This window comes from Undibacterium sp. Ji50W (genome assembly GCF_049340445.1).
Taxonomy (GTDB): Bacteria; Pseudomonadota; Gammaproteobacteria; order Burkholderiales; family Burkholderiaceae_D; genus Undibacterium.
In genome coordinates, this window is the sequence record NZ_JBMPOX010000001.1 from 1,006,054 (window position 1) to 1,026,555 (window position 20,502).

General features: G+C 54.1%; 19 protein-coding genes and 1 pseudogene. 5 read left to right on the forward strand and 15 right to left on the reverse strand.

Features of this window, described 5'->3' with window-relative positions; all coding sequences use genetic code 11:
* The first annotated feature begins 18 nt into the window (after positions 1 to 18).
* Complete coding sequence (locus ACO0K9_RS04265; protein WP_422982092.1) at positions 19 to 3,999, forward strand: ATP-binding protein; 3,981 nt, start codon at positions 19 to 21, stop codon at positions 3,997 to 3,999.
* 14 nt (positions 4,000 to 4,013) lie between these two features.
* Here ACO0K9_RS04265 and ACO0K9_RS04270 read toward each other — a convergent pair.
* Positions 4,014 to 5,149, reverse strand: a pseudogene (locus ACO0K9_RS04270) (CaiB/BaiF CoA transferase family protein).
* A gap of 61 nt (positions 5,150 to 5,210) precedes the next feature.
* Positions 5,211 to 6,353 (reverse strand): acyl-CoA dehydrogenase family protein, encoded by a 1,143-nt coding sequence (locus ACO0K9_RS04275; protein ID WP_422982094.1) that lies wholly within the window; start codon positions 6,351 to 6,353, stop codon positions 5,211 to 5,213.
* Positions 6,354 to 6,501: 148 nt separating this feature from the next.
* On the opposite strand from ACO0K9_RS04275, the gene ACO0K9_RS04280 reads away from it, so the two are divergent.
* Complete coding sequence (locus ACO0K9_RS04280; protein WP_422982096.1) at positions 6,502 to 6,912, forward strand: hypothetical protein; 411 nt, start codon at positions 6,502 to 6,504, stop codon at positions 6,910 to 6,912.
* On the opposite strand, the gene ACO0K9_RS04285 is transcribed toward ACO0K9_RS04280, so the two are convergent.
* The 13 genes from ACO0K9_RS04285 to ACO0K9_RS04345 form a co-directional block, all read right to left on the reverse strand.
* Positions 6,909 to 7,892, reverse strand: a complete 984-nt coding sequence (locus ACO0K9_RS04285; protein WP_422982098.1) for a hypothetical protein — start codon at positions 7,890 to 7,892, stop codon at positions 6,909 to 6,911. The two genes, ACO0K9_RS04280 and ACO0K9_RS04285, sit on opposite strands and share 4 nt — an antisense overlap.
* Before the next feature lie 70 nt (positions 7,893 to 7,962).
* Positions 7,963 to 8,304, reverse strand: a complete 342-nt coding sequence (locus ACO0K9_RS04290; protein ID WP_422982100.1) for a hypothetical protein — start codon at positions 8,302 to 8,304, stop codon at positions 7,963 to 7,965.
* Positions 8,305 to 8,529: 225 nt separating this feature from the next.
* Positions 8,530 to 9,819, reverse strand: a complete 1,290-nt coding sequence (locus tag ACO0K9_RS04295; RefSeq protein WP_422982102.1) for an FAD-dependent oxidoreductase — start codon at positions 9,817 to 9,819, stop codon at positions 8,530 to 8,532.
* Positions 9,819 to 10,088, reverse strand: coding sequence for a 2Fe-2S iron-sulfur cluster-binding protein (locus ACO0K9_RS04300; RefSeq protein WP_422982104.1), 270 nt, complete (start codon positions 10,086 to 10,088; stop codon positions 9,819 to 9,821). Before ACO0K9_RS04300 ends, ACO0K9_RS04295 begins: the two co-directional genes overlap by 1 nt.
* Positions 10,081 to 11,214, reverse strand: coding sequence for an NAD(P)/FAD-dependent oxidoreductase (locus ACO0K9_RS04305; protein ID WP_422982106.1), 1,134 nt, complete (start codon positions 11,212 to 11,214; stop codon positions 10,081 to 10,083). The genes ACO0K9_RS04300 and ACO0K9_RS04305 overlap by 8 nt, the downstream gene beginning before the upstream one ends.
* A gap of 26 nt (positions 11,215 to 11,240) precedes the next feature.
* A complete protein-coding gene (locus ACO0K9_RS04310; protein ID WP_422982108.1) occupies positions 11,241 to 12,137 on the reverse strand; it encodes a dihydrodipicolinate synthase family protein in 897 nt (298 codons plus the stop codon).
* Positions 12,138 to 12,494: 357 nt separating this feature from the next.
* Positions 12,495 to 13,097, reverse strand: a complete 603-nt coding sequence (locus ACO0K9_RS04315; protein ID WP_422982110.1) for a HupE/UreJ family protein — start codon at positions 13,095 to 13,097, stop codon at positions 12,495 to 12,497.
* A gap of 27 nt (positions 13,098 to 13,124) precedes the next feature.
* Entirely contained in the window at positions 13,125 to 13,769 is a 645-nt protein-coding gene (ureG, locus tag ACO0K9_RS04320) for an urease accessory protein UreG (RefSeq protein WP_422982112.1), read from the reverse strand.
* A gap of 23 nt (positions 13,770 to 13,792) precedes the next feature.
* On the reverse strand, positions 13,793 to 14,473 hold the full coding sequence (locus ACO0K9_RS04325; RefSeq protein WP_422982114.1) for an urease accessory protein UreF: 681 nt from the start codon (positions 14,471 to 14,473) through the stop codon (positions 13,793 to 13,795).
* Between the two features lie 2 nt (positions 14,474 to 14,475).
* Positions 14,476 to 14,994 (reverse strand): urease accessory protein UreE, encoded by a 519-nt coding sequence (gene ureE / locus ACO0K9_RS04330; protein ID WP_422982115.1) that lies wholly within the window; start codon positions 14,992 to 14,994, stop codon positions 14,476 to 14,478.
* A gap of 3 nt (positions 14,995 to 14,997) precedes the next feature.
* Positions 14,998 to 16,695: an urease subunit alpha gene (gene ureC, locus ACO0K9_RS04335; protein ID WP_422982116.1), complete on the reverse strand. Its 1,698-nt coding sequence runs from the start codon at positions 16,693 to 16,695 to the stop codon at positions 14,998 to 15,000.
* Positions 16,692 to 16,997, reverse strand: a complete 306-nt coding sequence (locus tag ACO0K9_RS04340) for an urease subunit beta (protein ID WP_422982117.1) — start codon at positions 16,995 to 16,997, stop codon at positions 16,692 to 16,694. Before ACO0K9_RS04340 ends, ureC begins: the two co-directional genes overlap by 4 nt.
* A 9-nt stretch (positions 16,998 to 17,006) precedes the next feature.
* Complete coding sequence (locus tag ACO0K9_RS04345) at positions 17,007 to 17,309, reverse strand: urease subunit gamma (protein ID WP_110253278.1); 303 nt, start codon at positions 17,307 to 17,309, stop codon at positions 17,007 to 17,009.
* A 346-nt stretch (positions 17,310 to 17,655) separates the two neighbouring features.
* Here ACO0K9_RS04345 and ACO0K9_RS04350 point away from each other — a divergent pair, with 346 nt between their 5' ends.
* From ACO0K9_RS04350 to ACO0K9_RS04360, 3 genes are all read left to right on the forward strand, one after another.
* Positions 17,656 to 18,309, forward strand: coding sequence for an RNA polymerase sigma factor (locus tag ACO0K9_RS04350; RefSeq protein ID WP_422982118.1), 654 nt, complete (start codon positions 17,656 to 17,658; stop codon positions 18,307 to 18,309).
* Positions 18,306 to 18,830, forward strand: a complete 525-nt coding sequence (locus tag ACO0K9_RS04355; protein WP_422982119.1) for a hypothetical protein — start codon at positions 18,306 to 18,308, stop codon at positions 18,828 to 18,830. The genes ACO0K9_RS04350 and ACO0K9_RS04355 overlap by 4 nt, the downstream gene beginning before the upstream one ends.
* 77 nt (positions 18,831 to 18,907) lie before the next feature.
* A complete protein-coding gene (locus ACO0K9_RS04360; protein ID WP_422982120.1) occupies positions 18,908 to 20,161 on the forward strand; it encodes a hypothetical protein in 1,254 nt (417 codons plus the stop codon).
* Positions 20,162 to 20,502: the final 341 nt, after the last annotated feature.

Sequence of the window (20,502 nt, forward strand, 5' to 3'; positions counted from 1 at the left end):
GAATTACAACAAAGCAGCATGCCATTAGCCGTCAAATCGACTGGCATCAGGTATGATTTGAGCAATTGCATCCTGTCCATGACCATGAATCTATTTGCGCTAGAGGACGAAGTAACACAGCTTGCTGCCAGGCTGACTTCCGCACATGGTCTGGAAAAATTCATGACACAGTTAAGTCTGGCCTGGCATTTGCGGCAAAGGGATAGCCGACGTGCCTCTGAACTTGCCGCCCTGGTATTGACAGAACTGGCTGAGCTGGATGCGCCAGAAACCCTGCGCAGGCAATTTCATGCCCGCCTTTGCCTGGTCAGGTCAGAAATTGCCGCCCTGTATGGCAACCTGGCTGCCGCCGAACATTTGCTGGCCGACAGCATAGCTGTTTTCACCGATCTCAACGACACAACTGGCCTGGGTGATGCGTGCCTGACCGACGCCGCACTGGCACTGGAGCAAGGAGATGCCGGGCGTGAAGCACGGGCCTGCAATAATGCCATTACCTGGTACACGCGGGCCAATGACCAGCTCAGGCTCTCCATTGCAGAATCCTGGGCTATCTATGAACTGGCATTTTATGACCCGATGGCAGCCGCTGTCAGGCATGCCGCTTTTGACAAGCAACACCAGCAGGCATCCCACCCGGCAGTGGCCGCCCATCTGGCAGCGGCACAGGGTGTCATCCAGGGCCGGCGTGAACCGGCCCGGGCGTCGGTCTATTATCTGCAAGCCAGCGAACTGGCCCGTCAGGCCGGCTTGATACGGCTGGCGATTATTTCTGCTGGCAATTCTGGTGAATCGATGCAGGCCGTGGGTGATCTTGAAGGTGCTGCCGGTGTCTTTGATTGGGCGGCAGAACGCGCCCATGAAACCGAATGGCCAGCCCTGGTCGGCTATGCCATGTCCCATCTGGGTAGCCTGTTGCGCCAATTGGGACAACTGGAACGCAGCCAAAAGACACTGGAAGAGGCACTCAATGGCTTCTCGCATGCGCCGGGGGGCATCAATAAAGCCATCGTCAATGCGGAACTGGCCGAGTGCCTGTTATTGCAGGGAGAAACCGAAAAAGCCGTGCTGGCATTCAGTGCAGCCATCAGCCTGTTTCGTGCCGCCCATTCCATGGACGACTTGCCACAGGCATTAATACGTTATGCACGCGCCCTGTCCATTGCTGGCCAGGCCAGTGATGCCCTGGATGCGATAGAAGAAGCACGAACCCTGATCCACCTGCACCAGTTCACCGCCCTGGGCGTAACGCTGAACCAGACACTGGCAGAAATCCATGCACGCCATGTAGTCAGCCTGCCAGACAACATGGATGCGCCAAATGCCACCATCTATTACCTGGAAGAGTCACTGCAGACTGGCAAACTGACCGAGGGTTGGCAAGCCAGCACAGAATTGCTGATGGCATTAAGCAATGCCTGGTCAGATATCGGCGACACCGGCAAGGCATTGGCATATGCAAAAATGGCTGTCGCAGCAGAACAGCGTGAAAGTAAAAAACAGGCCAACAACCGCACGGCCATGGCACAGGTCCGGCATGAAACCGAACTGATACGTGCCGAAGCCGAACAACACAGACTGATTGCCGCATCAGAAGCGCGGCGCGCCGCCACCTTGCAAGAAGCAGGTGCCACCCTTGAGCGGCTGGGCAAGATCGGCCAAAAAATCACCTCCAATCTGGAGCCGGAAGCAGTCTTTGAAGCGATACATCATCACCTGAAAGATTTGCTGGATGCCACCACTTTCATCATTTACCTGTTATCCGACGATGGCAAGACCCTGACCCAGGCCTTTGGTATAGAAGAAAATTTGCCGCATCCCTATCACGAAGTTGCCGTCAACGATGAGCGCGCCTTTAGCGCCCGCTGTGTCAATGAAAAACGCGAAATCAGGCTGGAGCTGCAGGCCGACAATGATTTCGCCGCCGTGCGGAATACCTTGCAGACACTCAGCCTGCTATTTGCTCCGCTGAGTATCAATGAACGCATTCTGGGGGTGATGACGATACAGACACCGCGCGAGCATGCCTATGGCGAACGAGAGTGTCTGGTGTTCCGCACCCTGTGTGCGTATGGTGCGATTGCGCTCGATAATGCCAATGCCTATCGTGAATTGCGGTTGACCCAACAGCAACTGGAAGCTGCCAGCATTACTGAAAGACAGGCACGCAAAAAGGCCGAAGATGCCACACGTTTGAAGAGTGAATTCCTGGCCAACATGAGCCATGAAATCCGCACCCCCATGAATGCTGTCATCGGCCTGGCTCACCTGGCCTTGCAGACCAGGCTGACGCCCAAGCAATACGATTACGTAAGCAAGATCCATCATGCCGGCGAATCGCTGCTTGGCATCATCAATGACATCCTGGATTTTTCAAAAATAGAAGCGGGCATGCTGGATGTTGAATGCATCCCGTTTTCCATAGAAGAAGTATTGACCGGTATCTCCACGGTAACCAGCCAGAAGGCAGCTGAAAAACAGGTCGACTACCTGGTTCATGTCGATGCCAGCGTACCGGCCAGCCTGCGTGGTGATCCTTTGCGTCTGGGCCAGGTATTAATCAATCTGGTGAATAATGCAGTCAAATTTACCCCGGCAGGTGGCAGCATCAATATACATGTGCACAGTTTGCCAAAACCTGCACACGCCCCCAATACGTCATTGCTGCGATTTTCCGTCAGCGATACCGGCATAGGCATGTCGACAGAACAGCAACAGAATCTGTTCCAGCCGTTTACCCAGGCCGATGGATCGACCACCCGCAAATATGGTGGTACTGGCCTGGGCCTGTCCATATCACGTCGTCTGGTGGAATTGATGGGTGGGGAAATTAGCGTCCACAGCGTTGAAAACCAGGGATCGACCTTTGCCTTTGAACTGGCTTTCGACGCCGATGCCCATCCTGTCAACAGACAGCATCTGCCAGGCAACTCATCTGCCCAGCACGAAAAACACCGGCCTTCACAGCCCTCACAGAACCATGCCGGTCGTCGTGTCTTGCTGGCAGAAGATAATCCGGTCAACCAGCAAATTGCGCTGGAACTCTTGAGCATGGTTGGTATCAATGCCGATGTTGCCGAAAATGGCAAGGAAGCAGTCCGCCTGGCGCTGGCCTCTGCCCCCGGTTATTACGCCATGATTTTCATGGATTTGCAGATGCCTATCATGGATGGCCATGAAGCCGCCGCCCTGATACGCAAAGAAGCCCAATTTGACGACACCCCCATCATTGCCCTGACAGCGCACGCAGTTGGCGATATTCGTGAACGCTGCATGCGCGAAGGCATGCAGGATTACCTGACCAAACCGGTGCAGCCAGAAGCATTGTTCAGAATAGTGTCACACTGGATCACAGGTGACCCCGAACAGACCGAGCAGATCAACATCGCCTTGGCAGCACCACAGGAAGAATCAGACATCATCTTGCCGCACTTTACGCAACTTGATACCCGCCAGGGGCTGCATTACATGGGCGGACGTCAGGATTTTTACCTGAACATGCTGCACCGTTTTCAACAAAGCCAGTCAGACACCCTGCCCGAAATGCAACGCCTGCTGCACGCCAACGATGATAAAAACGCAGAAAGATTAAGCCATACCCTGAAAGGACTGGCGGGCAGCATAGGCGCAGTGGAATTGCAAAAAATCGCGGCCGAGATGGAACTTGCCCTGTCCGATGTAAAAGACCGGGAAGCAATTTTTGCTTTGCAAGAACGACTGCAGCAATCACTGAATGCTGTCCTCGATGAACTGACAGCGCAACTGCCGGACAGGCTACCCAGACCGGCGGAAGCGGCAGTCAGCGAACTTGAGGCGAAACAATTGCTCTCTGATTTATATCATTTATTGCTGGCATCCGATGGCGATGCACAAACCCTGTTTGATGAACACCAGAACGCCATTGCCAGCCAACTGAGTACTGACAGCATGGTGCAGCTCAGGCATTTCATGCATCAGTTTGAATTCGAGGCGGCAGCCGGGGTTATTGCCCAACAGTGATTGCAGGCAGCACGCTAAATCAGCTTGCGCTCTGTCAAACTGCTTATCCGGTCTTCGGCAATACCCCAGTCACGCAAAATAGCTGCGCTATGTTGCCCTGCTGATGCGGGTGGCAAGCCCAGCTCTGGGCTGGTGCGGGTGCGGGCTGGGTCACCCCGTCCACATCCACAAAATTAGCCCTGGCCTGATTATGTGGATGTGCAGGTGCCTCTGCCATATCCAGTACCGGGGCAAAACAGATATCCGTCCCCTCCATCAATGCGCACCATTGCTGCCTGGTTCTGGTTTTGAACAGGGCCGCACATTTCACTTTTAATTCTGGCCACTTGCTGGCATCCATTTGCACTTCAAAGGCAGGGTCTGCGATACCAGCGACTTGCAACAACAGGGCATAAAACTGTGGTTCTATCGAAGCGATGGAAATGTATTTGCCGTCGGCACAGGCATAGGTATCATAAAAATGGGCACCGCCATCGAGCATATTCGCGCCACGCTGGTCACTCCAGGCACCGAAGGCACGAAAACCGTAAATCATGGCACCCAGCAAGGCAGAACCATCGACCATGGCAGCATCAACAACCTGCCCCTTACCGGAATTGCGTGCCTCCAGCGCGGCGCAGACCACCCCGAATGCCAGCATCATGGCACCGCCACCAAAATCCCCCACCAGATTAAGCGGCGGTGCGGGCGGTGTATCTGCCCTGCCCATGGCATGCAGCATGCCGCTGAGTGCGATGTAGTTCAGATCATGCCCTGCCGCTTGTGCCAATGGCCCATCCTGCCCCCAGCCGGTGATGCGCCCATATACCAGGCGGGGATTGGCTTGCATGCATGGTTCCGGCCCCAGCCCCAGCCTTTCCATGACGCCAGGCCGAAAACCTTCCAGTAAAATATCGGCCTGCCCCAGCAGTTCCAGCACCAGTGTCCTTGCTTCTTCCTGTTTCAAATCCAGCGCCAGCGAACGCCGGCCACGCGCCATGACATCGTATTTGCTGCCCAGCATGGGGAAAGGATTATTGCTGCCCGCCGCCAGTTTGCGGTCTATGCGTATCACTTCCGCCCCCATGTCGGCCAGCATCATCGCAGCAAACGGACAAGGGCCCAGACCCACCATTTCAATGACGCGTATTCCTGCTAAAGGCCCAGCCATATTTCATCCTTCATCTGTCGTTTTGCCCTGTCTGATTATTGTCTGACTTTTGCCTGACTATTTACAGATTGCGCGCAATAATTTCTTTCATGATTTCATTCGCGCCACCATAGATACGCTGAACCCTTGCATCCACATACATTTGCGCTATGGGATATTCCATCATATAACCATAGCCGCCAAACAATTGCAGGCATTGGTCGATGACCTTGCATTGCAGGTCAGATATCCAGTATTTGGCCATGGAAGCCAGTTCGGTATCCATGCGTCCTTCCATCATATCGACGATGCAACGGTCAATGAAGGTGCGGGCGATGGTTGCTTCGGTCTTGATTTCTGCCAGCACAAAACGGGTGTTCTGCATCTCGATCAAGGCTTGCCCAAAGGCCTTGCGTTCGCGCGTATGCGCTATGGTCAGGCGCAGTGCCCGCTCTATGGCGGCAACACCGGCCACACCCAGTATCGTGCGTTCATACGGCAATTCTGTCATCAACTGACTGAAGCCCTTGCCTTCCACACCACCCAGCACGCGATCAAGCGGCACACGTACATCGTCAAAGAACAGCTCGCAAGTGTCCTGGCCTTTTTGCCCTATTTTTTCCAATATGCGACCAACGCGGTAACCCGGGCAATCTTTGGTTTCGACCAGTATCAGCGAAATCCCCTTGGCACCGGCATCCAGGTCGGTCTTGCTGACGACCACGACCAGGTCAGCCAGGTAACCATTGGAAATAAACGTCTTGGACCCACTGATGACATAGCTATCGTCCTGGCGCAGGGCACTGGTGCGTATGCCTTTCAGATCAGAACCGGCACCTGGTTCTGACATGGCAATGGCAGCCACCATTTCACCACTGGCCAGCCTGGGCAGGTAATAGTGTTTTTGTTCTTCCGTGCCCTGATTCAAAATATAGTGGGCGACGATGGCATGCACATGAATGCCCAGGGCCATGTCACCGGCATAGGTCAGCTCTTCAAACACGATGACCTGATGCGCAAAGCTGCCGCCTGATCCGCCATATTCTTCGGGTATGTCTGCCAGCAATATGCCCATGGTGCCCGCCTTGTTCCAGACATCGCGGTCCACGTGCTGCTGTTTTTTCCAGCGATCCTGATGCGGGATGACTTCGGCATCGACAAAACGACGCACGGCGTCACGAAAGCTGTCCAGTTCTGGTGTCATCCAGCCAGGCTTGGTTTGCATGGTGTCTCCATCGTTTATCGTTAGCTTATAGTTAGCGGGCTTTCAAGCTTGAATTGCCGCAAGCCTGCTTTAAGGTTACCATCTTCGCCAGCCATTAGACATCATCCCTGATTTGCAGGATATTCTGCTTGCAGTGATGGAACAGGGCATGCAAAGATCATTGCAGGAAATTGAACAACTGAGTCTGGCCGATTTACCGCCACGCCTGGCTTTTCAGCGTCTGGTAGAAGTGCACCTGAATACCCTGCTGGCACCGGATCATGATTTTATTGCTGTCTTGCTGTATGAATGGCGTTCGCTGGATAAACCTGCCCGTGCCGGTATCATTGACCTCAAGGACAGGTACGAAGCCGTGTGGGAACAAACCATCGTCGCGCTGCATGCGTCGGGCGACTGGGCCATGCCGACACCACTGGACAAATTGCTGATGTTTGGCACCCTGAACTGGACCGCTCAATGGTATCGCCGTGGCAGCGGCATCGACGGCATCGGCATAGAGGAACTGGCTGCACAATGCGTGCAATTTATCTTGCGCACCAAAACCACAAGCACGTCCTAATCCTCAATACCGATTTCCAGCTTGCGGGTATCAATAATCAGTTTTTTGCCCAGAAACAGCTTGTTCCCAACCATGCCACCCACCCCCAGACTACTGATGGCAAGCTCTTGCAGCAAGCCCATATCCTGGATATAGCTGATTTCCCTGATGGGCAGGGTCAACCCCGCTATTTTTACCGTGGCGTCGCTGGCGACCGTATGGGCAGTCAATATTTTGTCCCAGGAACGTATAGGATAACTGATAGGAACAGCATCTTTCCTTGCCAGCCGTTGAAAGGTTTTTTCATTACTTAACCAGGCAAAGGCACTGGAACCACTGTCATACATGACGGTTTTATCCGCACCGTCAAAATGCACAGGCATAAGAATCCTGCGACCGCTGAAACTGAAAGGCACAAATTGCGTACCGGCACCGACCAGCGCATCGCGCTTGCGGGCCAACTGGATCAGGTTTTTCTTGAAATCCAGCGCCACTACCCTGCCATCAATCAGGTCTGCTCCTATGGTTCCAAGCAGTTCTATGCTGTCATCACCCCAGTTAACGCCAGCACCTTCACGCGGCATGATGCCAACATTCCTGGCATTGACTTGCATGTTGCCCAAAGTAAAATTGAGACTGGCAATCTTGTCGGCTGAATACGGAATACGGTATTTCTCTGCAATCGACTTCCATTTATTCGAATACACAATGGTGGATGGATGTCCGAGATCAAACTGCATGTAAAACACCTTACCCTCAGCCCCCGCAAAATGCACAGGCACAAGCATGGCGGCATGCTCAAGTGGAGGCAAAGGCGGTGGACGCGGTATGGCACTCCAGAGGATGGTAACTTCCCCCTCATCTGCAGCCAGTTGGATTTGTGCTGGTGGTATTGTGGGGCCGGACGAACAGGCTGACAGGAGCAGCACTATAGATATCAACAATGGCGAGAACAGCAGCCGTAATTGACTGACCGGATAGATGGTGTGCAGGCTTTGCATTTAAAACCTCCAGCTACTGAAGCCCATTTGCCGGAAGACTTTCCGGCAAATGGGCTGGCAAATAAGATGCTTATGCAGGATTACGTTTTGAAAACAGTGCCACCAGGCCAACAATCAGCAAGATAGGAAACAACAGTGGCAAGAGCGCCAGGGCGATAGAGCCAAGGACGACGGCAAAGATGAAGAACAATAAAATGCCTACCCCTGCCAGCACCACCCCCGTCAGGCCCAGGGCAAACAACAAGGCAAGTGCACCTATGCCGCAGGCAAGGACGAAGCCGAAAAAGCCACCAACCACACCCATCTCATGGCCATTGACATGCATGTTCACGTCACTGAAGGAAGCTATGCTGATGAAAGCCAGCAACATAAGGGAAAACAGGATCAGTGCGGTGCGTTTGTTGGAAGTCATGATGTGCCTCTCGTGAGTGTTGTTGGGCTTTTCAAAGCCTGAGATGTAGATCGATGTAGTTATCTTAGACACCACCATCCTCATCTGCCATGCGCTTGCGACAGAATGCATAAATCACGGGTCAAGCAGTCAATTTGACGGGGAATCTGTCGTGAAGAAAAGAAGAAAGCCGGCTTAAAGCCTGCTTTCTTTGGGGGGCAGTTGCCTGCCATTAAATAGTCAGCCTTACTTATCGCCAGCGCCGATTGTTCCCATTGCTGCCAGTGTGGATACCCTGACCGGGAAAACCGGCTGCCGCATGTCAGGGGCTTGCCATCCAAACAAGAATTGACAGGCGGCACCACAGATGCGCCCCTGGCAGGCACCCATGCCAGCCCTGGTCATCAGCTTGGCGCTGCGCCAGTCGCCATGCAAGGCCAGTTGCTGGGCGCTGACATCTTCGCAACGGCAAACCAGTGTGTCTGGCTGGCATAGATGGCGCCATTTTTCATCCGTGGCAAAGCTGCTGTTGAGCAGAGCGGCAAATACCCGCGCCTGGTCGCGCATGGCCAGCGCTTCGGCGTTAATGGCCTGCCCCGTGGCTGCCAGGCCAGCAATATGCCCTTCCGCCAAAGCTTTATCGACACCGCCTATGCCACAGGCTTCACCTGCGGCCCAGATTGCAGGCTGGCTGCTGGCCTGCTGTGCATCTACCTGAATACTGCCGTCTTTGAATTCGCAAGCCAGCAAGCTACCAAGCTCAAGGTTGGGTAACAACCCAAAGCCGCAAGCCAGAAAATCACAGGGCAGGTCCAGTATCTTGCTGCCATGTTGCAAGCTGACGCTGCTTAACTGATGTTCGCCATTGGCCTTGATGACCCTGGCGTCATGCCGGTAAGCGATTTGTTTCAGATGCCAGAACAATTTCACAGCTTGCAGGAACTTGCCACGATGCTGACGTAGCAAAGTCAGCAGGAAACGCATCAATTCAGCGGTGCTGCGATGCTCTGCAATGGCAATCACCTTGGCCCCTGCCCGCCTGGCGGTGTCAGCCACTGCCAATAACAGGGGGCCACTGCCAGCGATCACCACACGCTTGCCGTTTACCGGCATACCACCTTTGATCAGGGCTTGCAGTCCGCCTGCCCCGGTAACACCGGGCAGTGTCCAGCCAGGAAAAGGCAGCAACAGCTCGCGCGCGCCAGTACAGAGTATGAGTTTTTGCCAGCGTATTTTTTGTGCGCCATCGACGGTTTCCAGCAAAAATTCCTGCTCGCTGGCCCTGGCCACGATACGCGCGCCGTACACCATGCGCAGGTTGGCGCGCTGGCTGAGTGTGTCCCACAGTGCCTGGGCGCGGCTATCGCGCCACTGCCCTGATCCACCACGCCAGATCTGGCCACCAGGTGCCGGATTTTCATCGATGACGGTCACCATGCCTGCCTGCGCCGTGGCGGCCAGTGCTGCGGCCAGCCCGGCCGGCCCGGCACCTACAATCAGCACGTCAGTAGAAAAAGGCAAGATCGTAGCGATCATCATTGACCGCCATATTCTGTATTGATGACCATGCCTGAGCAGCAATATTCCTGGCAGGCCAGGCGATGTGGCTGGCCATTGATGCTGACCCGGCATTCCTGGCAAACGCCCATGCCACACACGGCAAAGCGTGGCTGGCCAGATACCGATACATGGGTTTGCTGATGCTGGTATTGCATTAATGCCGCCGCCACGGTCATGTCACTGCGGCTTTCAACGGGCTGGCCGTTGATCCATATGTGTGCCTGTACGGCAGTTTGCTCAGGCATAGTTGACACCCTGTTCGGGAAAAAAACGTGAGGGCCGATAGGCAGTGTCATCAATCCTGGCAGGACGTCCGGCAATCTGGTCTGCCAGTATCTGTGCCGTAGCCAATGCTGTCGTGACACCCAGTCCTTCATGCCCTGCTGCGACCCAGATACCGGGCAAAAGCGGGTGTGGCCCTATCACAGGCTGTCCATCGGGAGAAGCCGGGCGCATGCCTGCCCAGGCACGGATAATCTGCATATCTGCCAGACAGGGTAATAATTGCATGGCGGTCTGCAGCACCGCACCCAGGGCACGCGGGTCTATGCTGGTATCCGTCTGTCTATCCTGGCGGCAAGAACCCAGCAACCACTGGCCGGTCGGGCGTGGCTGTATGTTGGCAGCGACCGCCAGAGCATCTGCCGTGACTGCCGCCTGGCCATAGTTCATGCTGACAATCTGGTGGGATAAACGTCCGGGATAACGATCGGTGATGGCAAGATGCCCCTTGCGACCAAATATGGCGATCTCTGGCAAGAGCCTTGCCACATCCAGACCAGCGGCGATGACAATGACATCTGCTGACAGCCGGCTACCGTCTTGCAGCTTCAGGCTGGCTGCATGAACGCTGCTGACCTGCTGCCCCAGCAATAGCTGCCCACCCTGCTTGCGCAATTGTTGCGCCATGAAATGGGCAATCTGCGGCGGATAAACCACGCTGTCACCCACCACCCGGACGCCACCAGCCAAGCCAGGGCGCAAGGCTGGTTCCAGTTTTTGTACCTGCGCACCGGTCAGGGCATCTGCCTGCCAGTCGTGCGCATTCAAGGTAGCGGCCCTGTGCTGTGCTTCTGCCAGTTGCGCTTCGTCCTCGGCCACCCACAGGGTGCCACAGGGGCTGGGTTCGCCAACGCCAGGAAATTCGGCAAAAAATTCGCGCCATAAGCGCAAAGACAAGAGGCACAGATCAAGTTCCTGGCTGCTTTCATCCAGTGCCACCAAATGCCCCATGCCCGCCGCCGTCACACCACAACCGGGCGTGGCTGCGTCAATCAAGCCTACCTGAAAACCGTCTTGCTGTAATTTGAGCGCGCAGGCACTGCCGACTATGCCTGCCCCTACCACCAGCGCCCTTGGCTTGATGCTCATCACTGCCCCCATCCTGACCCAGCCTGTCAGTTAAATACAGGCAGCACCGGGCGGCTTGCCAGGGCGGCGTTGGCGATCTGTTCCACACGCGCACGCAAGGCACCATCCAGTGGCAGACGCGGTGCACGTACCCTGTCGTTGGAATCGATCACCAGGGCTTCCACCAGTTTGATGTTCTGCACCAGATAGGTGGAAACATCCAGATCCAGCAAAGGACGGAACCAGCGGTAGATATCCAGTGCCTCGGCATACCGGCCAGCCTGTATAAGGCGATAAATTGCCACCGTTTCATGCGGAAAAGCCACCACCAACCCGGCTACCCAGCCTTTGGCACCGGCAGTCAATGCTTCAAACGCCAGATTGTCCACGCCAGTGAACAAGTCATAACGGTTGCCCAGGCGGTTGATGATTTCTGTGGTGCGGCGAATGTCGTCCGACGATTCCTTGACGGCCACAAAGCGCGCATCGTCAGCCAGTTCTTCCAGTATGTCGGTGGTGACATCGACGCGATAGGCCAGGCGATTGGAATAAATCATGATGGGCAAATCACCCGCCGCGGCAATGCTGCGCAGTGTGGCGACGGTCTCACAATGATTGGTATGGTAAATGGTACTTGGCACCACCATCAAACCATCGGCACCCGCTTTGGCGGCTTTTTCTGCCAGGGCACAGGCATCGCGTGTCGCGGCTTCAGCCACGGTCATAATTGCCGGCTTGTTGCCTGTAACTTGCTTGGTCAGCTTCAGTACATCGATGCGCTCTGCATGCGACAGCAACGGGCCTTCACCCAAAGAGCCACAGGCAATCAGGCCATCGCAACCGGCATCCATCAGATAGTGGAAACAACGTTCCATCTCTTTGAAATCGAGACTGTCGTCGGGATTGAACTTTGTCGTTACTGCAGGAATGACACCTTGCCACATGGTATTTGCCTTGCTTTCTCCGGCGAAGACCGGTTAATTTTGAAAATCAGTCAAAGAAACCCTGCGCTGACAACTTGCCGAAGAAATCGATCACAGCAAAAACGAAGCTTAAAATGAAGCGATTGGAAGCGAGTGGTAGCGAATTAAAGCAATTGCGCAGCTGTCAGGCTTGAACGTGAGAAAGTGTAAGCCTGCCGGGGGCAGCAGTCTTGATGTTTGTATGTGTTTTGAAAGACGAAATCGGCATAGTCGCCATGGGGCGGCGACCGCAGGCTCGCAGAGTGTTACAAATTACGAATCAGGCAAGAATGACATTGCCACCCTTGCCCTATAGCCAGAATAAAGATTGAACTTGGTTCAGCTTGCAGACACGAAAAAGAACACCCCAGCCATGGCGATGCCTGCACCGGCAATGCGTGGAAACTGGCTGACCATCCATTGCTGCGCTGTCTTGCCCGCCATCCAGCCGATGGCATGGATCAACATAGTCGCCCCTACAAAGCCGCTGCCATATAGCAATGCAGATGCATTTGCCGGCATTTCCTGGCCATGTGCGTAGCCGTGCGCCACTGCAAACACGGATACCATGGCCATACCTGCACCAACCGGCAATTTAACCGCAAAGCTGATCAACAAGCCAAGCACCACGACAGAAGCGGCAATACCGTGCTCTACGCCCGGCAATGCGATGCCCGCCAGGGCCAGCGCGCCACCAACGACCATCACCACGGGAAAGTTGGCCGGTATCAGCCAGGCCTGTGCATGCTTTTGCTGCGCCGCCCAGATACCTATCGCCAGCATGGCCAGCAAATGATCGAATCCGGTAAATGGATGGAGAAAACCATCCTGCAGCGCATTCATGGTATGCAGCACACTGTCATGCGCCGACGCTGGCAATGTGGTCATGGCAAGGCTCAGTGCGATGACCGCGCCCAGGGATTGCGATTTGCTTGGTTTCATGCGTTTCTCCCGATTCCAGATTAAAAATTAGTTTTTGACTTCGTCCAGCATGCCTTGCTTGCGAATGAAGCTGACTACTGCTTCCAGCCCGTCACCCGTACGCAGATTGGTAAATACAAAGGGGCGTTCACCACGCATGCGTTTGGCGTCTTGCGCCATGATGTCCAGATTGGCACCTACATGCGGTGCCAGGTCGGTTTTATTGATGATCAGCAAATCAGAACGGGTGATACCAGGCCCGCCCTTGCGCGGGATTTTTTCGCCACCAGCCACGTCGATGACGTAGATAGTCAGATCAGACAATTCCGGACTGAAGGTGGCCGCCAGGTTGTCGCCACCTGATTCCACCAGTATCAAATCCAGATCCGGAAAATCCGCACTCATGCGGGCTATCGCTTCCAAATTGATCGATGCATCTTCACGTATGGCGGTATGCGGGCAACCACCGGTTTCCACACCCATCAGACGTTCGGCGGGCAAGGCATCAGCACGCAGCAGGATTTCCATGTCTTCCTTGGTATAGATGTCATTGGTGATGACCGCCATTTCATACTGGTCACGCATACTTTTGCAGAGCATTTCGCACAATGCGGTTTTACCGGAGCCGACCGGGCCACCTATGCCTACGCGCAAAGGATTCGGTTCTGAAGAGCTTAGATTTTGGGTGTTCATTTATTTGTTTCCTGTTTTAATTTTTATGATCGGTATAGCCGGCTGTATTGCACCTCATGCTGCATGGACAGCAAAGACAGTCCGGGTGCCCAGTTCGATAATTGATCGTCTTCCAGTTCTTGCGCCAGCCTTGCGGCTTTTTCCAGCTCAGGGCGCAGCGACAGCAATAAACGCTGCCCGGCCACCTGTCCCAGGGGGATGGATTTCACCCCGACCAGCACCTGATTTTCTGCCCATGAGAACAGCATGCCCAGCAAGACCGATTCTGGTGGCACCTGCAAGGCAATGGCAGCAGCAGCCAGGGCCGTGGGCAAAGGCAATTCATGTTGCGCCAGCAAAATCGCCAGCAATTCAGCATCTGCAATCTTCAGGTCATGCACCAGTTTGCCCAGCGAATAACCCATTTGTATGCTCTCTGCCCGAAATTCTGCAGTATCCCTGGCGGCGATGAACAAGCTGGTCCAGTGTGACACGGCGGCCAGATCTCTTTCACCAAAAGCCTGCAACAAACGCCACAATATTGGCGCTTCAAAACGGGCTACCACTTCATGCAGGCAATTGATAATCCATTCCCTGGCTGTGGCTTCATTACGCACCAGGCCTTTTTCTATCGCCGCTTCCATCCCTTGCGAATAGCTATAGGCACCGATGGGCAAAGACGGGCTGGCCAGTTGCAACAGGTGGAGTAAGGCTGCAGACTGCATGCTTAAGCCTTGCTGTCAGAAGGACGATGTATGCGCTGCCGTAAAGGTATCGGTGCCAGCGGATTATGCGGATGCCCATCGTCGCCTGCATGATGATGGCCACCACCATAAGCACCTGATTCCGGCTCGAAACTGGCCTGCTCTTCGGTGACGATTGCACCCAGCCCCTGCAACATTTCCTTCAGCACCGGGTCTTTGCGTATGCGCAAAAAACCATCGCCGACCTGGGCCTGGGTATGCCGGTTACCCAGATGGAAGGCGCAGCGCAATAAATTAAAGGCAGTATCACATTCCACTTTATACGTCGGTTCCGCAGCGGCAATGACTTCTATCACGCGGCCATCGTTACCCAGCATCAGGTCACCATGGCGCATGACCGTGCCGCGCACGGTAAACACCGCCACATCTTCACCACTGGCCAGGGTGGCGCGCAAGCGGCTTTTTTCACGCAGTTCATACGGCAAGACCAGTTGCCCGGCTATGCTGTCGGTAGTCTCGATTTTTGTTTGTAATGTCAGCATCTTTTAAAATAAAAAATAGCGTTGGGCCATGGGCAGGATTTTTGCCGGTTCACATACCAGCAATTCACCATTCGCACGGACTTCATAGGTTTCCGGATTCACTTCCATGGTCGGCGTCAGGCTATTGTGTATCATGTCTTTTTTGCGAATCTGACGTGTATTCTTGACGGCGATCAGGGTCTTGTTCAGCTTCAGTTGTTCGGCCAGACCGGCATCCAGCCCCGCCTGCGATACAAAGGTGAAAGACTTTTTCAGCCCGCCACCAAAGGCACCAAACATCATGCGGTAATGCACGGGTTGTGGCGTTGGTATCGATGCATTCGGGTCACCCATCTGGGCAGCGGCGATCATGCCACCCTTGACGATCATCGATGGTTTAACGCCAAAGAAAGCCGGCTTCCACAAGACGATATCGGCAATCTTGCCCACTTCCAGCGAGCCGACTGCATGCGCGATGCCATGGGTAAGCGCCGGGTTGATGGTGTATTTGGCGATATAACGTTTGACGCGGAAGTTGTCGTGACGCGCATTGTCTTCCGCCAGCGAGCCGCGCTGTTGCTTCATCTTGTCTGCCGTTTGCCAGGTACGCATGATGACTTCACCGACGCGGCCCATGGCTTGCGAATCTGAAGACATCATCGAAATGGCACCGATGTCATGCAAGATATCTTCAGCAGCAATGGTCTCGCGTCGTATGCGCGATTCGGCAAAGGCAATGTCTTCGGCAATTGCCGGGTCAAGATGGTGGCACACCATGAGCATGTCGAGATGCTCATCCAGGGTATTGACTGTGTAAGGCCGGGTTGGATTGGTGGATGACGGCAACACATTCGCCTCGCCCACCGCTGCAATAATATCCGGCGCATGGCCACCGCCCGCACCTTCGGTGTGAAAGGTATGGATAGTCCTGTCCTTGAATGCCGCCAGGGTATGTTCCAAAAAGCCACCTTCGTTGAGCGTATCGCTATGGATGGCAACCTGTACATCCATCTGGTCTGCCACGGTCAGGCAATTGTCGATGGCTTGCGGCGTCGTGCCCCAGTCTTCATGCAGCTTCAAGCCTATGGCACCGGCCCTTACCTGCTCTTCCAGCGGTAAAGGCAGGCTGACATTACCCTTACCCATAAAACCCAGGTTCATGGGAAAAGCATCTGCCGCCATCAACATGGAATGCAGATGCCAGGGCCCCGGGGTGCAGGTGGTGGCTGCCGTGCCAGTGGCCGGGCCTGTGCCGCCGCCCAGCATGGTGGTGACGCCGCTCATCAGCGCTTCTTCAATCTGTTGCGGGCAAATAAAATGAATGTGTGAATCAATACCGCCCGCGGTCACGATCTTGCCTTCACCGGCAATGATTTCTGTCGCGCCACCAATGGCCATGTCCACGCCAGACTGTATGTCAGGGTTGCCGGCCTTGCCTATGCAAGCAATCAAACCATTTTTAATACCGATATCTGCCTTGACGATGCCCCAGTGATCAATAATGACCGCATTGGTGATGACTGTATCCATGACTTCGGCATGTGGTCTTTGTGACTGGCCCATGCCGTCACGAATCACCTTGCCACCGCCAAACTTCACCTCTTCACCGTAAATGGCAAAGTCTTTTTCAATTTCTATGAACAGGCCGGTATCTGCCAGACGGATGCGGTCACCTGTGGTCGGGCCAAACATTTCAGCATAAGCGTGACGCGAAATTTTCATAGCGCCCCCATCACTTTGCCGCTGAAGCCATAGACTTTTCTGTCACCAGCCAAGGCCACCAGCTCTATACTGCGATGCTGCCCCGGTTCAAAACGGATGGCCGTGCCAGCAGCAATGTTCAGGCGCATGCCGTAGGCCAGTTGACGTTCAAATTGCAGGGATGGGTTGGTTTCATAAAAATGAAAATGTGAACCAACCTGTATCGGCCTGTCGCCGCTATTGGCCACAGTAATGCTGACGACGGTGCGACCCACGTTCAATTCAATGTCCCCATCCTCTATCAGGGTTTCGCCTGGTATCATTGTCTTCTCCTAAGGAATGGGGTGATGGACGGTAACCAGCTTGCTGCCATCCGGGAAGGTTGCTTCAACCTGGATATCAGGAATCATTTCCGGCACCCCTTCCATGACATCGGCACGGCTGAGTATTTGCGTGCCTTCCGACATCAGTTCTGCCACCGTCCTGCCATCGCGTGCGCCTTCCATGATGGCTGCGGTGATCAGGGCGACTGCTTCCGGGTAATTCAGTTTCAGGCCACGTGCCTTGCGCCGCTCTGCCAGCAAGGCGGCGGTAAATATCAGCAATTTATCTTTTTCTCTGGGTGTCAGATCCATATCTTCTTTCTTGTCATCTGCGTAGTAACTGCGCTTTCCCATTATTTCGGTTGATTTTCAAAATAACAAGTAGTCAGATACCGAATATCAACTTTTACTACTCAAACATTATTAAAAGCAACACAGCAAGTTTTGAACCAAGCCTAAGTAAGCCTATGCAAGCCATATTGCATGACTGCGCACCAAATAAAGGCACATCTATCACCAATAGGGTGCAATTTTAATAAATATCAGATTAACAGCCCTGCAGAAAAATAGTTGGAACTTTTGAGCTGGTTCAGAGTAATACATACAAGAGACCTTGTTCCACCAAAACCAAATCCAAGCTGAAGACAACCGCACACGAATGAAAACAGATACCGGGGATACAGACTCCAGCTTGCTAAGGCAAATGCGTGATGGCGATGCTGCGGCATTCCAGCGTCTGTACCAACGCCATCAAGGACCGATTTATCGTTATGCCCTGATGCGCTGCGGCCAAAGCGCGCTGGCCGCCGATGTCGTGCAGGACGTATTCATGGGCTTGCTGACCAGGTCGTATCGCTATGACGCTGGCCTGGGTAATTTGCAAAATTTTTTGTTTGGCGTTGCCAGGAACCTGCTGCTGAAACAAGACCAGGCCCAACGCCGCCATCAGCCATTGCCAGCTCAGGGGGATGAAGACCAGGAAGAAGTATTGATGAGCGAAACGGCAGAAACCTCAGACGCCATCTTCAGCCAGCAGTTGACAGAACATGTAAGACAGGCAGTGAGCGTGCTGCGCCCGCATTATCGTGACGTGATTATTTTGTATGAGCTGCAAGAACTTTCGTATGCAGAAATCGCCGTGATTTGTAGCATAGACATAGGCACTGTGCGTTCTCGTTTGTCCAGGGCGCGTGCCACCATCTTGCAGTACAGCGACAGAATGGGATGGCGCACGGAACTGGCCATGCGCACGACAACAGCATCAGCAACCGCATCAAGAGCAAACGCAACAATGACAGGAACAGAACAATGACATCCCCAGTAAATTCCGTGAATGATGCAGGCAACATGGACGCCGCGCTGGACAGGCAATTCAGCATCCTGCGTGAAGAACTGCAACAACTGGATGCCCCAGCAGCAACTGAACAGCTTTTATTGAAAGCCTTTGCCAACCAGCAAGCCAAAGACAAAAAGCAGGCGCGCATCAGGCGCTGGCACCTATGGCTGGGCGGCATGTTGACAGTAGGTGGCAGCCTGGGCCTGTTCATGATGATGGTGCTGGCCCCTACCCGCATGCAAGACCCGGCACCACCCAATACTGCCTATGCCAACGCAGATTTGCCACCCTTTAATTTGCCACCCTTCATCGCCCTGGTGCCACTGGAACGCCTGAACAATGAAACACCGCGCATGCTGGAAGCAGAAGTACCCGCTGCATGGCTGGCCAGCCTGGGCATGCCGGTCAACCCCGAAATGGCCGGCGACCTGGTACAAGCCCAGATGCTGGTGGATGCTGATGGTACGCCCCTGGCCATGCGCCTGCTCAAATATTAAAACCCTTTTCCAGCACTGACTGAAACACTGACTAAACAAACAGATTTTTAAGCTACCCGACAAAACAAGGACACCCCATGAACGGCAAACTCCCCCTCTTTATTCTCCTCGGATCTTCCTGGGCAATGGCACAAGCCAACGTCATCAACGACAATGCGGCACCAGAACCGGCAGAAGAAAAACAGTCCGGCCAACGGATAGAAATAATACAGGTGACCCCAATGGCACCCATGGCACCGATGCCGCCAATGGCCCCCATGAGCCCAATGACGCCCATGACGCCAATCACTCCTCTGCCGCCCTTGGCCGCACTGGCAGATTTACCTGATGGCAAACACATTAACACCATCATATCTTCTGCCATGAGCCAAGCCTTTTCCGGCATGCAAGGCATGCAATCCATCAAGCCGGTAAAGAATGCACCTTACAGTGCAGAGATTGTCACAGAAAAAACCCAGACCCTGGCAGACGGCAACCAGATCAGCAATAAAACCACCAGCGTCAGCTACCGGGATAACGCAGGTCGCACCCGCCAGGAAATCCGCGACAGCAAAGGCACCGTACAACACATCCTGATTGTTGATCCGGTTGACAACGTGCGTTACCTCCTCATGCCAGAAAAAAAGACAGCCACCAAAATTAGCGTCGGCAAAGAGCTTGACGACAAACTGGCCAGCGTCAAAGAAAAACTGGAAAAAATGAAACAGGAAGGCAAAACCGTCCACGTAGAAACCCTGCGCAACGGTGATGAAGTCACAGTCAAAAGAATCGAACGCAAAAATGGTGACGACAAAGCCGAAGGCAGCAAAGACACACGTGAACAAGTCCAGGTCAGGGTAATACGCGCCGGTACTGGTGCTGCGACTGTTGTTGCTGGTGCCAGCACAGGCAGCGACTTGCAAATAGCCCATGCCGAAACGCTGCAACTGACCAGCAATTTTGCTGACCTGATCAAAATGGGCCCACTGCCCATGGCCTTCACCGACGCCCGCTGGACAGCAAAAGGCAATAGCAAAGACCTGGGTAGCCGCGACATAGACGGCGTACGCGCCGAAGGGAAAATGCGCTCTTACCAAATCCCCGCAGGCGAAATCGGCAATAAAAACGCCATCACCGTCAGCTCAGAAACCTGGTATTCGCCAGAACTGCAAATGACCGTCTATTCCAAACAAAGCGACCCCCGCACCGGCGAATGGAGCTACCGCCTCAACAACCTGAAACGCACCGAACCAGCCGCCAACCTGTTCAGCGTCCCGGAAGGCTACACCGTCAGGGAAATGCCTACTGCATCAAGAATAGTGATAGAAAAACGGGAAGAGAAAAAGCCGTGAGGGTTGGGCGTGGGTAAGATTTTTTTTGATGCCGGAACAGAAATCAGGGAGCGTGGACTAGTTTCTGTTTTGGTATTGTTGTAGGAACCGAATCCGGTAGCCACAGATCTGCCCATCACTTGGACGCAACGCGGTACTGAGATGCTTCTGGAGTAGCTGTGCTACTTGGGCGAAATCCAGGTTTGATGTTTCGCTAGATCCACATGAGTGACTGGTGCGATTCACGCAACCACACGTTGAAGCAAAAGGCACGACGGCATTTTGAAACAAGCGTGTGGTGGCGTGGTAAATCTGATCGCGTTGTGTTGCGAGTATGTTGTTCGACTACTTGACTACCGGGG

What these genes read in the sequence shown, in the direction of transcription:
- ACO0K9_RS04265 (WP_422982092.1), top strand. Translation starts at nt 19, where the DNA reads ATGCCATTAGCCGTCAAATCGACTGGCATCAGGTATGATTTGAGCAAT.
- ACO0K9_RS04275 (WP_422982094.1), bottom strand. Translation starts at nt 6,353, where the DNA reads ATGCAAACCAAGCCTGGCTGGATGACACCAGAACTGGACAGCTTTCGT.
- ACO0K9_RS04280 (WP_422982096.1), top strand. Translation starts at nt 6,502, where the DNA reads ATGCAAAGATCATTGCAGGAAATTGAACAACTGAGTCTGGCCGATTTA.
- ACO0K9_RS04285 (WP_422982098.1), bottom strand. Translation starts at nt 7,892, where the DNA reads ATGCAAAGCCTGCACACCATCTATCCGGTCAGTCAATTACGGCTGCTG.
- ACO0K9_RS04290 (WP_422982100.1), bottom strand. Translation starts at nt 8,304, where the DNA reads ATGACTTCCAACAAACGCACCGCACTGATCCTGTTTTCCCTTATGTTG.
- ACO0K9_RS04295 (WP_422982102.1), bottom strand. Translation starts at nt 9,819, where the DNA reads ATGATCGCTACGATCTTGCCTTTTTCTACTGACGTGCTGATTGTAGGT.
- ACO0K9_RS04300 (WP_422982104.1), bottom strand. Translation starts at nt 10,088, where the DNA reads ATGCCTGAGCAAACTGCCGTACAGGCACACATATGGATCAACGGCCAG.
- ACO0K9_RS04305 (WP_422982106.1), bottom strand. Translation starts at nt 11,214, where the DNA reads ATGAGCATCAAGCCAAGGGCGCTGGTGGTAGGGGCAGGCATAGTCGGC.
- ACO0K9_RS04310 (WP_422982108.1), bottom strand. Translation starts at nt 12,137, where the DNA reads ATGTGGCAAGGTGTCATTCCTGCAGTAACGACAAAGTTCAATCCCGAC.
- ACO0K9_RS04315 (WP_422982110.1), bottom strand. Translation starts at nt 13,097, where the DNA reads ATGAAACCAAGCAAATCGCAATCCCTGGGCGCGGTCATCGCACTGAGC.
- ureG (WP_422982112.1), bottom strand. Translation starts at nt 13,769, where the DNA reads ATGAACACCCAAAATCTAAGCTCTTCAGAACCGAATCCTTTGCGCGTA.
- ACO0K9_RS04325 (WP_422982114.1), bottom strand. Translation starts at nt 14,473, where the DNA reads ATGCAGTCTGCAGCCTTACTCCACCTGTTGCAACTGGCCAGCCCGTCT.
- ureE (WP_422982115.1), bottom strand. Translation starts at nt 14,994, where the DNA reads ATGCTGACATTACAAACAAAAATCGAGACTACCGACAGCATAGCCGGG.
- ureC (WP_422982116.1), bottom strand. Translation starts at nt 16,695, where the DNA reads ATGAAAATTTCGCGTCACGCTTATGCTGAAATGTTTGGCCCGACCACA.
- ACO0K9_RS04340 (WP_422982117.1), bottom strand. Translation starts at nt 16,997, where the DNA reads ATGATACCAGGCGAAACCCTGATAGAGGATGGGGACATTGAATTGAAC.
- ACO0K9_RS04345 (WP_110253278.1), bottom strand. Translation starts at nt 17,309, where the DNA reads ATGGATCTGACACCCAGAGAAAAAGATAAATTGCTGATATTTACCGCC.
- ACO0K9_RS04350 (WP_422982118.1), top strand. Translation starts at nt 17,656, where the DNA reads ATGAAAACAGATACCGGGGATACAGACTCCAGCTTGCTAAGGCAAATG.
- ACO0K9_RS04355 (WP_422982119.1), top strand. Translation starts at nt 18,306, where the DNA reads ATGACATCCCCAGTAAATTCCGTGAATGATGCAGGCAACATGGACGCC.
- ACO0K9_RS04360 (WP_422982120.1), top strand. Translation starts at nt 18,908, where the DNA reads ATGAACGGCAAACTCCCCCTCTTTATTCTCCTCGGATCTTCCTGGGCA.